The sequence below is a fragment of the Neobacillus sp. NPDC093127 genome, from assembly GCF_044754175.1.
Taxonomy (GTDB): Bacteria; Bacillota; Bacilli; order Bacillales; family Cytobacillaceae; genus Neobacillus.
In genome coordinates this window covers 42,767-56,441 of sequence record NZ_JBIVOP010000016.1, presented here as the reverse complement: position 1 = coordinate 56,441, position 13,675 = coordinate 42,767, and the positions used below count along the sequence as shown (strand labels likewise).

Genomic DNA, 13,675 nt, shown 5'->3' with positions numbered 1-13,675 from the left:
AGAGCTTAGAAAATCTAAGCTCTTTTTTTCAATAAGTGACGGCTTCTGAACGTAAAGTTAGCGATTCCGCCAGTAAAACCTTGCAAACACTATATATCGACCTATTCTATTCTCACCCCAGCATCATAAACGTACGGCTGTTTAGGTACGGGAATCATTTTATAATCTTGGATATTGATAATCGGAATAGGAGCCCCGTCGAATATAGTTTGATTGATTGCACCCGTCACTTGGATCCATTTGTCTTTTGGCAAGTTGGCTATTTTCCCTTTCGCCATGATGCCGTATACTGAGGCATCTGCTACACAACAAGTGATTCCATAGCGGGCAATGACGATTTGATCTTGGAAGAAATTTTTTTCCCGATAGATAAATCCCTTAATAGTAATCGTTTTGCCTAACATTTTCTCCATGTTTTCTTGAATAATATTGACCATTGGAACGTAGGTGTCGTCAGTAACATTAATGCTAGTAGCCTGTAAAAGGTTGCTAGTTAATGATGAATACTCAGCTTGTGATAATGGTTCCGGCATTTCCGCGGATGAAGGGGCGGGAGAGGAATCAGGTTGACCTGGATCAGATGATTCCTTATTCTTTTTTGCTGGTTGAATTTTTGTCATATCCTGCGTATCTGCGCCAAGTTTTAGGGTTCGATTCTTGGCAACAGAGCTGTCGAGGACATGATCGGCAAAAAGGAGTCCGGTGGTAATCGGAATAATAAAGATCGAATAAAGGAACAAACTCTTTAATTTCGATTTTGGATAGGAATGTTCTCCCTCACACTCACAATCGTAGTGTGCATTTTCTTCAGAGGTCCCTCGAAATATTAATAGAACCCCCAATAATAGAATAACAAATAGTGTAAAGTAAATAAAACCGTCCATCTTCGGTGCAATAAAAAGAGTGATATTATTCGTAAGGAGTAGTTTCAATAGCAGGAGCATAAATCCGATCAGAATAATTCCCCTAATTAGATGGTGATAGGTTTTTTTTTCGCTTTTCATTCTTTTCATTCTTTTCATTATACAGACCTCCTACCAAACGGTTAATTGAAAAATATATACCGTGACATAAACGACAAAGGGGATCACAACCATAAGGAATAAGACAAACCTTTTTTTAAAATAAGCAAATAACATGAACGTATTTTTTATATCCAGCATCGGGCCAAACACAAGAAAAGCAAGCAATGAACCTTTTGTAAAAGTGGAACCAAAGGAGGAAGCAATGAAGGCATCGGCCGCAGAACAGACAGACAACACATAGGACAAGCCCATCATCACTCCTGGCGCCCCGGACGTACTTGTCCCAAATGATAACAATACATTCCGATCGAAAAAGACCTGAAACAGACTTGCCAAAAAAGCACCGATAAATAAGTATTTGCCCATATCAAATAGTTCATCACTGGCATGATAAAAAGTTGCCAATAGCTTATTTTTCTGAGAATGATGATTGTCGTGATCGTGAGGATGATCTTGTTTCTTAGTCCTCAAGACGTCAGCTTTCCTGAAATATCGGTAAACAATCAATCCAATGATGATCGTACAGATAAAACTAACAAACATTCTTGCATTTGCCATATATGGCGTACTATTAAAAGCAAAATAGGTGGATGCATAGACAACAGGGTTTATAATGGGTGCGCTAAGCATAATGGCAACACCTACATGTGCAGGCATTCCTTTCTTGATCAATCGTCGAACAACTGGAATGATTGCACATTCGCAGATAGGAAAAATGATACCAATTAGGGCAGCAGGGATAACGGCCAAATAAGCATTACGAGGCATTAGTTTCTGAATCATATTTTCTGAGACAAAGGATTGAATGATCGCTGATACAAAGACACCCAACAAGATAAACGGAATCGCTTCTAAGATGATGCTAAGGAAAATCGTGTTGACATTGAAAAAAGCGCCAGGGAATTTATCGAAAATAGCCAGTTTATTTACTAGCTCTCCAAAAAGAAATAGAAAAATAAAGAGACAAAATAATAGAATGCTTAAACTACCTTTTAAGAACTTAGTTAAGTAGAACAAAATAATAGATCCCTCCTTAGCTCTATTGTTCCTACCATAATAGTATGTTCTTCTAGTAAGATAATGACTTCTTTAAAAAATTAGAAGAGAATAATCCCTCTATGTAACTGTCTTATTATTTTTAAAACGTAATTATTACTATTTATTTTTTTGAGGATTTTAATGAATCAGAAACCCTTGATTTTCGCTGCGACATCCACTATCCAATTTGTTTCGTAAAAAATAGGACATTTGCCCATGCCTTTTCGGGATTTCGACATAGTCTAGACTGTAACCTAAATAAAGGAGAGATGCTCGAATGTATGATACGAGACAATTTATGGGCGGTTTTGGAGGCATGGGAGGATTTCCAGGTGTTGGTGGCTATAGCGGCATGGGCGGATACCCAGGTATGGGTGGATACGGCACTGTAGGCGGCTATGGAGGATATCCAGGAATGGGCGGTTTTGGAGGCTATGGAGGATATCCAGGAATGGGCGGATACCCAGGCTATGGCTGGCATGGCGGCATGGGCGGATACCCAGGTTATGGCTGGCATGGCGGCATGGGCGGATACCCAGGTCATGGCTGGCATGGCGGCTGGGACGGATATCACGGACATGGTGAACATGGAGGCTGGGACGGCTATCATGGTCATGGAGGCATGGGAGGATTTCCCGGCCAGCATTGATGGAAGCTTTTAACACCGCAGTTAATATAAAATGTTTGTAAAATTGAAATTTGCTTTCCTTTTGAAAAATCCTTGAGAAATCAAGGGTTTTTCCATTTAACAAGTTATTTCCTTTAGCAACTACCAATTAATTTTGTTTTAAAAATTATCTTAACAGTCTGATGGGTTTTAGAAGGAATTAAATAAAATATAAAGAATATACAACTAAGAAGACCGAATTTAACAGGCATTATTCATTTGATTTTCTTTGTTAAATCTGAGAATTAGGTGTAGTCAAATAATAAAGGAGACTATCTAAATGATGATCCAAAAGGCAACATTACATGACCTTGATGCTTTAACTGAACTATTTGATTTGTACAGACTGTTTTATCAGCAAAAATCTGACCTAGGAGGGGCAAGGGGCTTTTTGAAGGAAAGATTAACGAACGATGAATCGATGGTATTTATTGCCTACGACAATCAAAATCCGGTTGGTTTTGTGCAGCTTTATCCATCGTTTTCCTCGGTGAGTATGAAGCGGTCATGGCTGTTAAACGATTTGTATGTAAAGGAAGAAGTCCGCGGACAGGGCGTAGGGGGAAATTTACTAAAAGAGGCAATCCACTTTGCCGCGAGTACGAGTGCAAAAGGAGTTTTGTTGGAAACCGCTGAGGATAACAAAAAGGCGCAGCGACTGTATGAAAAAGTTGGCTTTAAAAAAGAATCCAATTACTTTTATTATTTTTCGATTTAAATAATCGGATGCAAGTATTGCATCCCATTATTGAATTTTATTTTTGTTTAATTGGTCAAGGGTATCTTTGTCACAAATTACGAATAGCTGGGCATCCTCAGGAATTTTATCATCAAGTTTTTGGTTTATTTGCAGGTCACCGCGGTCGGCAACGAGTGTCGCGCCTTTGCCGAGAAGGTCAAAAAAGGCATCACGGTATGTCAGCCATTCAGGTTGTTTAGGAATCTCGTACATTGCTTCCTCATATTGTGTGCTCATCAGTTCCGAAAACATATGAGTAACACCATGAGAAAATAATGACCTTACTGCTGCATGAGAAATCATTTCTTCGGTCGGAATAAATTCATCGACTTTCACATGCTTGAATAAGGGAATATGGTTTTGATGAATGACCTCAGCAGTAACGTGGATGGACTTATGGTATCTTTCCTCGATGGTTGTGATGGCGGTCGCGATTAATAACGTTTTGCCATCAACGAGAAGCGGATCTTTTCTTGCATAGTTGTCTTGGGTAATTTGGTCAGCAAAAATAATGACCCCGGTTGCTTTTGGTAAATTTGCATCCAGTAGTGTTTTCTCATCGCTCGCATTCCCACGAACATAAAACAGTCGCTCCGCCATTATAGGGACCTTTTCCACATCATCAATGATGACAATATCGATTTTTTTATCAGATTTAACTATTTCTTCGATTGCTAATATTGATTTTGCACTCCAGCCAATCAGGATAATATGGTTTTTGCCTGTGTATTTCATTTTCCCTCCCATTTTAAGTTTATCGATTAGATAAATAGAATTAATCACTTTTCCAATAAAAACGCCGACAAGTCCAATTCCTGAGATATAAAGGAAAATGGTATATTTCCAGAAAGATTTTGCATAAAGAATGGAAAGGGCTTAAGTTGATTTAAAGGGGGTTAAACACATGAGGCAGCGTACAGTTTATTTAGTTTTTTGGATTATGTTAATGATTTTAAGTATTATGGGATTTATTTTAATTGACCTGTGTACAATTAACCCAACACAGATTTCGGGAAATGGAAATGTTGCCATTTTGTTTACCATCCCAACCGTACTATTTTATCTCCTATTTCTCTTTAACTTTGTCAGATGGTTTATAGTGGTCGTTCATGAATTTACACTTAAGCAGCGGCTCATCCTGCTCATAACTTTGTCCATAACCTTCATCGTCCTCATCTTACTGGAAATAGACTTTGTCCAAAATTTGATAGATCTGCTGGGTGGAGGGCCGGAGGATCCTGAATCGAGGATTTACCAATTTGGCTGGTACAATCAGTATACGAATACGCTCTTTTTTAACTGGATCACCTTTTGTATGGGAATCGTTTTTAGTATTTTTACAGCATTATGTTTTAGGAACTTAAAAAAACAATTGACGTCTTCGATTCATTAATATCAATAAAAGTGGGAAGAGTGATAACACATAAATTAGCCCCTATCCAAACCAGATAGGGGTAATTGATTTTTAAACGATGCTATTTTTGGTGATCCATGTATCGCTAATGTCAGAATCTAAGATATAGGAGATAGGGATGATCATGGAAACCAAATCTCCATTTTGTTCACCATAACCTTGGTTTCGTTTGTATGATACGAAATGGTCAATAAACTGGTTAGGTCCAAAATTGAGGACGGATGCGTGGTCGATTGAATTGACTTTTACACCTCCGAGATTTACCACCATCGGTGCGAATACCAAAATATCACCCCTTGTGATTAAACACATTACAGTTAAATAATGCTGTTCTTTGCTGAATTGGTATCATTAACATCAGGGTCAACCACCCATGAAATTGGGATATTTACAGGAGAAATGTCACCGTTCTGTTCGCCAACTCCCTGATTTCTTTTGTAAGAAACAAACTGATCGACAAATTGGTTAGGTCCCAAATTAACAAAAGCTGAATTATCGACTGAATTTACCTTAAATCCTAAAAAATTGATGGCCATTGGTGCGATATTCAAATTGCTCACTCCTATACCTTAAATTGTTTTGATCAAATGGAAATCATGTTAATAGTTATTCTTTATCACCGGCTTATCGATAATTTCATCATCGAAAGTAATATGAATGGGGCAAAAATCAAGAGTTAAATCGCCAATTTGCTGGCCAAATCCTTGATTTTTTTTCGCAAACGTATTATTTCCTTTTAGAAAATTTTCTCCAATGGATACGGCACTTTTATGTTCGGCACTGTTAATTTTAATACCGCCAATATTGACTTTTGTGGGGATAAAAAACATCTTTTTCTCCTTTCCTTGTCACTATTCGGAAAAAGGACGTCATTTAATCATGTGTATTTTTAAACTATATTCTCTGAAAATGATAATAAGACCATCATAATGGTAAGGCTGCAACGGACATTAAAAAAAAAGCGGCCGGAGCCGCTTTGTAAGAAGGAAAAACTTTATGGGTTAGTACATCATATGAACTAGCTTGGACTTGCTTGTAGTGAACATGTCCATTTTTAAAAAATATTTTTTTAACAAATTTTTTGAATCAGATCAATCGAGTTATTCTTAGGTGAGTTCACGAGCGTAGATACCTCGTATGTCTCCATTAATTTTTCATCGAAGGGAACTAGTAATGAATGGAGCTGATTGGAATCCGAAATGGACGGGTCCAGCCAAGTTTTTTCATTTTCCGGTAGTAAAATAACAGGCATCCGGTCATGAATATCCTTCATTAATTCATTGGGTCCCGTTGTAATGACCGAGCAGGTGTAAAGTGTTTTTCCCTCCGGCGCTTTCCAGCCCTCCCAAATACCGGCCATGGCGAACAAATCATTCGATTTTAGTTTGATGCGCATCGGTGTTTTCGTTTTATCTTCGTGGCGTTTCCATTCATAAAAGCTATCGGCAATAACTAAACAGCGTTTCTTTTTGAAAGCGGCGCGAAAGCTTGTTTTTTCAGCGATTGTTTCAGCCCGGGCATTGATCATTTTATTGCCAATGGATCCATCCTTTGCCCATGGCGGGACGAGACCCCATTTTAAAAAGCCCATACGATTCTTTTTCCCATCATGGATTACAGCTAGAACTGCCTGTGATGGGGCAATATTATAGCTTGGCGAATAAAGCTCTTCCTCCATGAAGGATTGAATATCAAAGCGATCGATGATTTCTTCGAATGTAGCTGTTAAAGTAAATCGGCCGCACATGCACATCACCTCGGTAATTGATACCATCATTGTAGCAAAATTTATGGATAAAATCTTTAAGCGTAGTCCAACAAACGGGAATGAGAAAAGACCTGCTATCAACTGACTAGCAGGTCTTTTCTCCATTGTTATCGTGTTCTCCGGGCAAAGTCAACAAAGCGGAATTTATCAGGACGATGCCTGGATTCGGTGTATTGGAAGAGGGTGGCATCATCTAGGTAAACATAGTTTTTAATGACGACCACATTGTGAAAGCCTTCAAGGTTCATTAGTGCAAGGTCTTCTTCATTTGGCTCTTCAACAACAATTTCCTTTTTCGCAAAACTAATCGAGAGGCCCAAATCGTTTTCAAGATACTGATAAATCGAATCGGCACAAATATCTTCCGTTAAGTTTGGCACGAATTTTTTGGATAAGAAATCCTTATCTAAAATAATTTTTTCCCCGCCCATTTCCCGAGTGCGAACAACCTTCCAAACAAAATCTTTACTTGAAAGCTGGAGCTGTTTTCTGATCATACTATCGGGCTTGATTAAAGCAAGCTCGTGGACGATGGTTTTTGGCTTGGTGCCCATTTTTTTCGCTAATTCCTTAAAGCTGACGAGTCCGGAAACGGGAAAATCAAATTTACTAATGTCGATGACAATCGAACCTTTTCCTCTCACTTTTTGAATATAGCCATTTTGCGAAAGCAAATTTAACGCTTTTCGAATTGTTTCCCTCGAAGTATCGAATTGATCCTTTAAGTCGTTTTCAGAGGGGAGAAGTGTCTGCGCCGGGATTTCTCCGCTTTTAATTTGCCGGGCAATTTCGTTATAGATGGTTTGGTACTTATTTGTCATCTCGACAGCTCCGTTCAATTTTTCAGGTGGTACACAATCGACTCATACGGCCGCAAGAGAATTTTCTGACCAAACGGGGCAGAATCCTCATAGTTAGAGATTAGCACCTTACTATCATAATCATCAAGCTGTAAATGAGCAGGAAGGACGAATACCTTTTCGTTGTCGTAAAAATGATTGATAACGAGCAGTTTTTCCGTTCCGCTTGTTCTTACATAAGCAAAAATTTCGCCATCATTGTCTAAAATAAGCTCGAAATCACCGTCTGTTATCACGTCATAGTCTTTTCTTAATTGAATTAGCTTTTGATAGTGATAAAATATCGAGTCTGTATCGTTAACGGCTTTTTCAGCATTAATTTCTTGATAATTCGCCGCTGTCGCAATCCAAGGGGTTCCTATCGTAAATCCACCGTGTTCACTACCATTCCATTGTACGGGCGTCCTCGAATTGTCCCGTGATTTTTGCTTGAGGATTTCAATAATCTCTGCCTCATCCAAGCCTTCCTGTTTCTTGAGGTTAAACATATTTAAAGTCTCAACATCGCGATAGTCTTCAATCGACTCGAATTTCGGATTGGTCATCCCGATTTCTTCGCCTTGGTAAATATAGGGCGTTCCCTGCATCATATGCAGCGAGTTCGCCAGCATTTTAGCTGACTCCTTGTGATATTTTCCGTCATCGCCGAAACGTGAGACGACACGAGGCTGATCATGATTACACCAGAAAAGGGCATTCCAGCCGCCGCCTTTGTACATTTCCACTTGCCAGTTGGTTAGAATTTTTTTCAGAGCCTGGAAGTCAAAGTCTGCTTTTGTCCATTTATCGCCATTAGGATAATCGACTTTTAAATGATGAAAACTAAACGTCATATTAAGTTCTTCCTGGTCAGGGTTCGTGTACTTAATACAATTATCAATCGAAGTAGACGACATTTCGCCAACCGTCATAATATCGTATTGTGAAAAAACCTGTGCGTTCATCTCATGAAGAAATTCATGAATGCGCGGTCCATCTGTATAAAATTTGCGCCCATCACTGTTATCTTGAGGGAACTGCTGATTCTTAGAAATAAGATTAATTACATCAAGCCGAAAGCCGTCGACACCTTTTTTCAGCCAAAAATGCATCATTTCGTATAAAGCTGCGCGGACCTTTTCGTTTTCCCAGTTTAAATCCGCTTGAGTAACATCAAACAAATGAAGATAATACTGTTTAGTCGCCTCATCATATTCCCACGCTGAACCGCCAAACTTTGATTCCCAGTTAGTCGGCGGTTGTCCGTCCAAGTCATCCTTCCAAATGTAGAAATCACGGTATGGATTGTCCCTGGACGATCTTGCCTGTTTAAACCACTCATGCTCAGTAGAAGTATGGTTAATAACGATATCCATGATAATTTTCAAACCGCGTTTGTGGGCTTCTTCCAACAGCTTTTCAAAGTCTTCCATTGTTCCATATTCTTCGTGAATGGAATAATAGTCACTAATATCATACCCATTATCACGCCCAGGCGATTGATAGATAGGAGTTAACCAGAGAACATCCACTCCGAGTTTTTTTAAATAGTCTAGTTTTTCAATAATACCCTGAATGTCGCCAATGCCGTTTCCTGTTGTATCGTTAAAGCTTTTTGGATAGATTTGATAGACGACTGCTTTTTTCCACCATTCTTGTTGCACAATAAACACCTGCCTGTTTTATTTGAAAAATTATAAGAAAAAGGAGGGAGGAATCTCCCTCCATTACTGGAGTTTTATTTATTTTTTGGGTGTAAAAAGTGAATGTTGAATTCCGTTCCAGGCGCTTCGCTTTCCGCGGGGCGGGCGGTGAGCCTCCTCGGCGCTAAAGCGCCTGCGGGGTCTCACCTGTCCCGCTGATCCCGCAGGAGTCTCGCGCCTGAAACGAAGATCAACATTATTCTTTAACACAGACTATTTTTTGAAAGAAAATTTATTCATCCTTGTTTTGGCGAAGGCAATGGTCAAAATGAATGGTACGACAATCGCTATAACCATGGAAATGGCGAACATTACCATATGCTGCGGCTGAATGGATAAGAATCCAGGAATTCCGCCGACACCGATTGAGTTGGCCATGACATTGCTACCTACGGAAATGACTGCTGCAGCCATTGATCCCAGCATAGCAGCTAAGAATGGGAAGCCATATTTCAAGTTAATCCCGAACATGGCCGGCTCTGTTACGCCTAAGTAACAAGAGATTGCTGCTGGAATCGATACTTGCTTTTCTTCTTCATTTTTCCAATTGATGAAAATCATTGCAAGAACGGCAGAGCCTTGAGCAATATTGGATAAGGCAATCATCGGCCATAGGTTTGTGCCTTCAAACTGATTCATCAATTGAAGGTCAATCGCATTTGTCATATGGTGCAAACCAGTGATAACAAGCGGTGCATAAGCAAAACCAAAAATAGCGGCAAATACCCAGCCAAAAGCGGATGTTAAGCTTGAATATACCACATTTGAAATAGCAGAACCGATGCTCCAGCCGATAGGGCCTAATACTGTATGTGCGATTAAAACTGTTGGAATTAAGGCTAAGAACGGAACCACAATCATTGAAATCGAATTTGGTACAATTTTTCTAAGTCTTGTTTCCAAGAATGCTAGTAATAAGCCGGCTAAAATAGCAGGAATGACTTGTGCTTGGTAACCAATCATCTTAATTTGCGTAAAGCCGAAATCCCAAACCGGAATATCTTTTGCTCCCGAGACGCCATAGGCATTAAGCAATTGTGGAGAAACGAGTGTAATACCAAGGACGATACCCAGTATTTGCGAACCGCCCATTTTCTTCGTCACCGACCAGGTAATTCCGACTGGGAGGAAGTGGAAGACTGCTTCACCAATCAGCCAGAGGAAGGCATGGACACCGGCCCAAAACTGGGAAACTTCAACAATGGTTTTGGTTCCATCTTCAAGTAATTTGATATCGCCAATCACGTTTCTGAAGCCGAGGATCAAACCTCCGACAACAAGAGCGGGAATTAATGGTGTGAAAATATCTGCAAGATGCCCCATCATCCGCTGTAGCCAATTCTGATTTTGTTTGGCTGCAACTTTTGCTTCTTCTTTAGATGTCCCATCTACACCGGCAATTTTGACAAAGTCGTTGTAAAAGCTTGAGACTTCATTTCCAATAATTACTTGAAATTGACCTGCTTGGGTAAAGGTACCTTTTACAAGTTTAATTGATTCAATTTCTTTAATATCTGCTTTAGTTGGGTCGTTTAAAACAAACCGCATTCTTGTTACACAATGGGTAACGGCAGCAATGTTTTCTTTTCCGCCAATGTGGTCCAGTAGTTCTTTAGATGGCTCAGTGTACTTACTCATTTGTCTTTCCCCCTGTTTAAATGGAATTTTAACCCCAATTTTATCTCTATCCTTTTTATATACAGGCTTGTTTGCGTTTTCATCCAATTGTTTTGCTTGTATATACAAGTTTTGATTACGTTTTCATTTTAACTTGTATATACAGGTATGTCAACAAGGATTTTTTTATTTTATTTATAGATGTTGCTTGGGTTTGATTTTGAAAAAGGGGGGAGTATTTGGGTTTCAGTTTTCAAAAATCAGCGTAAAACCCCTAACTTTAGTTATGGGGATACGCATTAAGTAATCCAAACGGCATGTACCATCGCATGCCATTTGGATTACTTTCACTCTTTACAGCTTTAAACATTGAAAGAATATTTCGAAAATGGTAAGATAGTGATGTTAAAATTCTTCTGAGTTTTGACCTCCTAATGAAGAACTTAGTCTAGACCACTAAGTCCTTATTTGAACCTTTGACTTTTGATCAGGGGTTCTTTTTTCTGATATAGAGAACCAAAAATAAATAAAATAAGAGTAAGGATTCATACGCGAATCCTTACTCCTGGAGTCCTATGTTCATTTTCTCAGGATCTTAATTTTGTACTAGTTAATGATCAAATTCTTCCGCCGGTAAATGCTCAGCGCTATTCCGATCACCAAGCTATTGATTAGGATCGGAACGGTCCCGTAGCTGATAAATGGCAGTGACATGCCGATAATGGGCAGGAGTCCAAATATCATTCCAATGTTATAAAGTAATTGGACGGAGTAGATGGTTAACCCGCCAATGATTAGTAATTTTCCAAACTCGTCTTTGATGTTTACCGCCATAAGCGCCATTTTGACAATGATTACTGATAAAATCGCTATCAGGAATAGCGAGAACCCCCAGCCTAATGAATAAGTTAGTGTTAAATAAACAAAATCTGTATGTGATTCAGGAATGAACAGACCGTTTTTTGGAATTGACTGAAAGCCCCATGTCACTTCCTTAAGAATTTTCTCCGCCTGAATCGCTATGTATCCCTCGGATGATGGGAACTTGTGTGGGTCTAAAAATGCATAGATTCGGGTTTTTCGGTATGGAACCATTTGATTCCATAAAACAACTGTCGCAAGCACAGCGGTGGTGGCAGCCAGCAAGGTTGTTATTACGATCTGTTTCCTGCTGCTGAACCAATACATAAACATTACCATCGTAAAATAAACACAACAACTCGCAAAATTTAAGGTGCCAAATAATAATATAAGCGAGATGACAAATAGAATTCCAAGCAGCCACGTTTTCATTTTGGGATTCTTAAAAAACGAAGCCCAGGCAATTAGGTAAAAGGGAAGAACGATACTCGTATCAGTAGAAAATGGGCCAATTGAGAAGTAAGGACGTCCATTTATGTGCTTTAATAAAGGCAAATTCATTCCATTAGCAGCAATCAAAAGAATCACGGTGCCAATAGCGAAAAAAATCCAGCCTTTTCTTTCCCAGCTTTTATAATTGAGAAACAATAATCCGCCGACGATGAGAATCCCGAGGGAAATGCCAAAAGCCTTTGACAACCAGTTTAATGGTAAATCCGAGTTTTTTAAGACTAGCAGTGGTAAGGTTCCCAGTCCTAAAACGGTTAGAAATAAAAGGATTAACGTCCAGTCAAGCTTTGGCTTATAGATTTTATTAAATTTTGTTCCGATGGCGAGAGGACTGCCCATTTGCTCGACAGCTTTTCGTTCCGCCTCTGCAGCGGAATAACCTTCTTTTAAATAATGGCCGATATTTGCTTTTATATGCAGTTCAAGCTCTTTGGTCACGATTTTCTTGGCATCTTTTGAGCGAACGTAAGTCATGACTGAAGCGAGGAATTCATTCTTCATCATGAGCTTTCACCTTCAATTAATTTTTTTAGGAAAGGCAATTCTAAGGTGTTTTTTTCTTCAAGCTTTTTTAACCATTTCCTGCCTTTTTGAGTTAAGATGTAATACTTAAATTGGTCAGCCCAGCGGCTTGTTAATAGAGCATCCTGTTCTAATTGGTGGAGCATGGTGTAGATCAAACCTTCTTGTTCTTCAAACCTAGTAATATTTCTTGCCCTTAAAAGCTGGACCAATTCTATTCCGGTTTTTTCCGTACTGAGGAGCTGAAGGCTGGCTTCAAGAACGTTTTCCTGCTTTGTTCTGCGATTAATTGCTTCTTGGTGCTTATCGGTAAACACTAATTCTTTAAAAACAGAGTTCTTCATTGATTGCTTTAGATTCCTTAGTTTATTTTCCATCCTCAAACCCCTCCAGTTCTTCTCTTAATAGAACTTTTGCACGCTTCAACCTTGATTTAACGGTGTTTTGATTAACTCCCAAGACGGATTCAATTTCTTTTAACGACATGTCTTCAAAATAGAAGAGGTAGATGACTTCACGATATTTCATCGGCAGTTTCAATACGGCATTCGCAAGTGTTTGTTCCTCTTCGTGTTCAAGGACAGCTTGCTCAACAGTTTCGCTCGATGAACCAGTCATTTCTGTCATTTTTTCGGTTACCATCACTTTTCGGAAATACCAGCTTCGTAAATAATCCTTGCAATGGTTGGATGCGATTTTATAAAGCCAGGTTTTTAGTTTAGCGTTTTGCTTGTATGTATGAAGCGCCTTGTAGCATTTCACAAAAATATCCTGCGTCAAATCTTCCGCTAATTGTTTGTTTCGAACATATGAATAGACAAGCTGCAATATATCTTGACCGTATCTAGTCATGATTTCATTAAATAGTAATTCGTCATCTTCTGATTTAATTAAGTCGGCAACAAACTCTTCCAGGATGAACATCTCCTTTCTTTGTCTTAATAATAGACGGAGCACCATAGGTAAAAGTTT

Annotated in this window: 16 protein-coding genes; 3 read left to right on the top strand and 13 right to left on the bottom strand. The window is 39.1% G+C overall.

From position 1 onward, the window contains the following. Window positions 1–101: 101 nt before the first annotated feature. Window positions 102–1,022, bottom strand: a complete 921-nt coding sequence (locus ACIQCO_RS20205) for a TIGR03943 family putative permease subunit (protein WP_400431693.1) — start codon at window positions 1,020–1,022, stop codon at window positions 102–104. Between the two features lie 12 nt (window positions 1,023–1,034). Then, window positions 1,035–2,042 carry a permease gene (locus ACIQCO_RS20200; RefSeq protein ID WP_400431690.1) on the bottom strand — a complete coding sequence of 336 codons (1,008 nt, stop codon included), beginning with the start codon at window positions 2,040–2,042 and terminating at the stop codon, window positions 1,035–1,037. Window positions 2,043–2,340: 298 nt separating this feature from the next. On the opposite strand from ACIQCO_RS20200, the gene ACIQCO_RS20195 reads away from it, so the two are divergent. Both ACIQCO_RS20195 and ACIQCO_RS20190 read left to right on the top strand, forming a co-directional pair. Beyond that, window positions 2,341–2,712: a hypothetical protein gene (locus tag ACIQCO_RS20195; protein WP_400431687.1), complete on the top strand. Its 372-nt coding sequence runs from the start codon at window positions 2,341–2,343 to the stop codon at window positions 2,710–2,712. A gap of 298 nt (window positions 2,713–3,010) precedes the next feature. Then, window positions 3,011–3,448: a GNAT family N-acetyltransferase gene (locus ACIQCO_RS20190; protein ID WP_400431684.1), complete on the top strand. Its 438-nt coding sequence runs from the start codon at window positions 3,011–3,013 to the stop codon at window positions 3,446–3,448. Between the two features lie 27 nt (window positions 3,449–3,475). On the opposite strand, the gene ACIQCO_RS20185 is transcribed toward ACIQCO_RS20190, so the two are convergent. Then, window positions 3,476–4,204, bottom strand: coding sequence for an NAD-binding protein (locus ACIQCO_RS20185; protein ID WP_400431681.1), 729 nt, complete (start codon window positions 4,202–4,204; stop codon window positions 3,476–3,478). 169 nt (window positions 4,205–4,373) lie between these two features. Here ACIQCO_RS20185 and ACIQCO_RS20180 point away from each other — a divergent pair, with 169 nt between their 5' ends. Then, window positions 4,374–4,862 carry a hypothetical protein gene (locus ACIQCO_RS20180; RefSeq protein WP_400431679.1) on the top strand — a complete coding sequence of 163 codons (489 nt, stop codon included), beginning with the start codon at window positions 4,374–4,376 and terminating at the stop codon, window positions 4,860–4,862. A gap of 72 nt (window positions 4,863–4,934) precedes the next feature. Here ACIQCO_RS20180 and ACIQCO_RS20175 read toward each other — a convergent pair whose 3' ends face one another. From ACIQCO_RS20175 to ACIQCO_RS20130, 10 genes are all read right to left on the bottom strand, one after another. Further along, on the bottom strand, window positions 4,935–5,168 hold the full coding sequence (locus ACIQCO_RS20175) for a hypothetical protein (protein WP_066087128.1): 234 nt from the start codon (window positions 5,166–5,168) through the stop codon (window positions 4,935–4,937). A gap of 32 nt (window positions 5,169–5,200) precedes the next feature. Next, complete coding sequence (locus tag ACIQCO_RS20170) at window positions 5,201–5,419, bottom strand: hypothetical protein (RefSeq protein ID WP_400431871.1); 219 nt, start codon at window positions 5,417–5,419, stop codon at window positions 5,201–5,203. A 63-nt stretch (window positions 5,420–5,482) separates the two neighbouring features. Then, window positions 5,483–5,713 (bottom strand): hypothetical protein, encoded by a 231-nt coding sequence (locus ACIQCO_RS20165; protein WP_400431676.1) that lies wholly within the window; start codon window positions 5,711–5,713, stop codon window positions 5,483–5,485. Window positions 5,714–5,952: 239 nt separating this feature from the next. Continuing rightward, window positions 5,953–6,630 (bottom strand): SOS response-associated peptidase, encoded by a 678-nt coding sequence (locus ACIQCO_RS20160; protein WP_400431868.1) that lies wholly within the window; start codon window positions 6,628–6,630, stop codon window positions 5,953–5,955. 128 nt (window positions 6,631–6,758) lie between these two features. Next, window positions 6,759–7,472: a trehalose operon repressor gene (treR, locus tag ACIQCO_RS20155; RefSeq protein WP_400431673.1), complete on the bottom strand. Its 714-nt coding sequence runs from the start codon at window positions 7,470–7,472 to the stop codon at window positions 6,759–6,761. Window positions 7,473–7,486: 14 nt separating this feature from the next. Next, the gene (treC, locus tag ACIQCO_RS20150; protein WP_400431670.1) at window positions 7,487–9,154 is read right to left on the bottom strand and encodes an alpha,alpha-phosphotrehalase; all 1,668 of its coding nucleotides are present in this window, start codon (window positions 9,152–9,154) and stop codon (window positions 7,487–7,489) included. 252 nt (window positions 9,155–9,406) lie between these two features. Next, the gene (gene treP, locus ACIQCO_RS20145) at window positions 9,407–10,831 is read right to left on the bottom strand and encodes a PTS system trehalose-specific EIIBC component (RefSeq protein ID WP_400431667.1); all 1,425 of its coding nucleotides are present in this window, start codon (window positions 10,829–10,831) and stop codon (window positions 9,407–9,409) included. A 585-nt stretch (window positions 10,832–11,416) separates the two neighbouring features. Next, complete coding sequence (locus tag ACIQCO_RS20140; protein WP_400431664.1) at window positions 11,417–12,682, bottom strand: FtsW/RodA/SpoVE family cell cycle protein; 1,266 nt, start codon at window positions 12,680–12,682, stop codon at window positions 11,417–11,419. Then, entirely contained in the window at window positions 12,682–13,080 is a 399-nt protein-coding gene (locus ACIQCO_RS20135) for a PadR family transcriptional regulator (RefSeq protein ID WP_400431662.1), read from the bottom strand. Before ACIQCO_RS20135 ends, ACIQCO_RS20140 begins: the two co-directional genes overlap by 1 nt. Then, window positions 13,070–13,618, bottom strand: a complete 549-nt coding sequence (locus ACIQCO_RS20130; RefSeq protein ID WP_400431865.1) for a sigma-70 family RNA polymerase sigma factor — start codon at window positions 13,616–13,618, stop codon at window positions 13,070–13,072. The genes ACIQCO_RS20135 and ACIQCO_RS20130 overlap by 11 nt, the downstream gene beginning before the upstream one ends. Window positions 13,619–13,675 lie beyond the last annotated feature (57 nt).

Coding starts and splice junctions, on each gene's coding strand:
- ACIQCO_RS20165 (WP_400431676.1), bottom strand. CDS start 5,713: ATGTTTTTTATCCCCACAAAAGTCAATATTGGCGGTATTAAAATTAAC.
- ACIQCO_RS20190 (WP_400431684.1), top strand. CDS start 3,011: ATGATGATCCAAAAGGCAACATTACATGACCTTGATGCTTTAACTGAA.
- ACIQCO_RS20135 (WP_400431662.1), bottom strand. CDS start 13,080: ATGGAAAATAAACTAAGGAATCTAAAGCAATCAATGAAGAACTCTGTT.
- ACIQCO_RS20170 (WP_400431871.1), bottom strand. CDS start 5,419: ATGGCCATCAATTTTTTAGGATTTAAGGTAAATTCAGTCGATAATTCA.
- ACIQCO_RS20195 (WP_400431687.1), top strand. CDS start 2,341: ATGTATGATACGAGACAATTTATGGGCGGTTTTGGAGGCATGGGAGGA.
- ACIQCO_RS20205 (WP_400431693.1), bottom strand. CDS start 1,022: ATGAAAAGAATGAAAAGAATGAAAAGCGAAAAAAAAACCTATCACCAT.
- ACIQCO_RS20160 (WP_400431868.1), bottom strand. CDS start 6,630: ATGTGCGGCCGATTTACTTTAACAGCTACATTCGAAGAAATCATCGAT.
- treP (WP_400431667.1), bottom strand. CDS start 10,831: ATGAGTAAGTACACTGAGCCATCTAAAGAACTACTGGACCACATTGGC.
- ACIQCO_RS20140 (WP_400431664.1), bottom strand. CDS start 12,682: ATGAAGAATGAATTCCTCGCTTCAGTCATGACTTACGTTCGCTCAAAA.
- ACIQCO_RS20180 (WP_400431679.1), top strand. CDS start 4,374: ATGAGGCAGCGTACAGTTTATTTAGTTTTTTGGATTATGTTAATGATT.
- treR (WP_400431673.1), bottom strand. CDS start 7,472: ATGACAAATAAGTACCAAACCATCTATAACGAAATTGCCCGGCAAATT.
- ACIQCO_RS20185 (WP_400431681.1), bottom strand. CDS start 4,204: ATGAAATACACAGGCAAAAACCATATTATCCTGATTGGCTGGAGTGCA.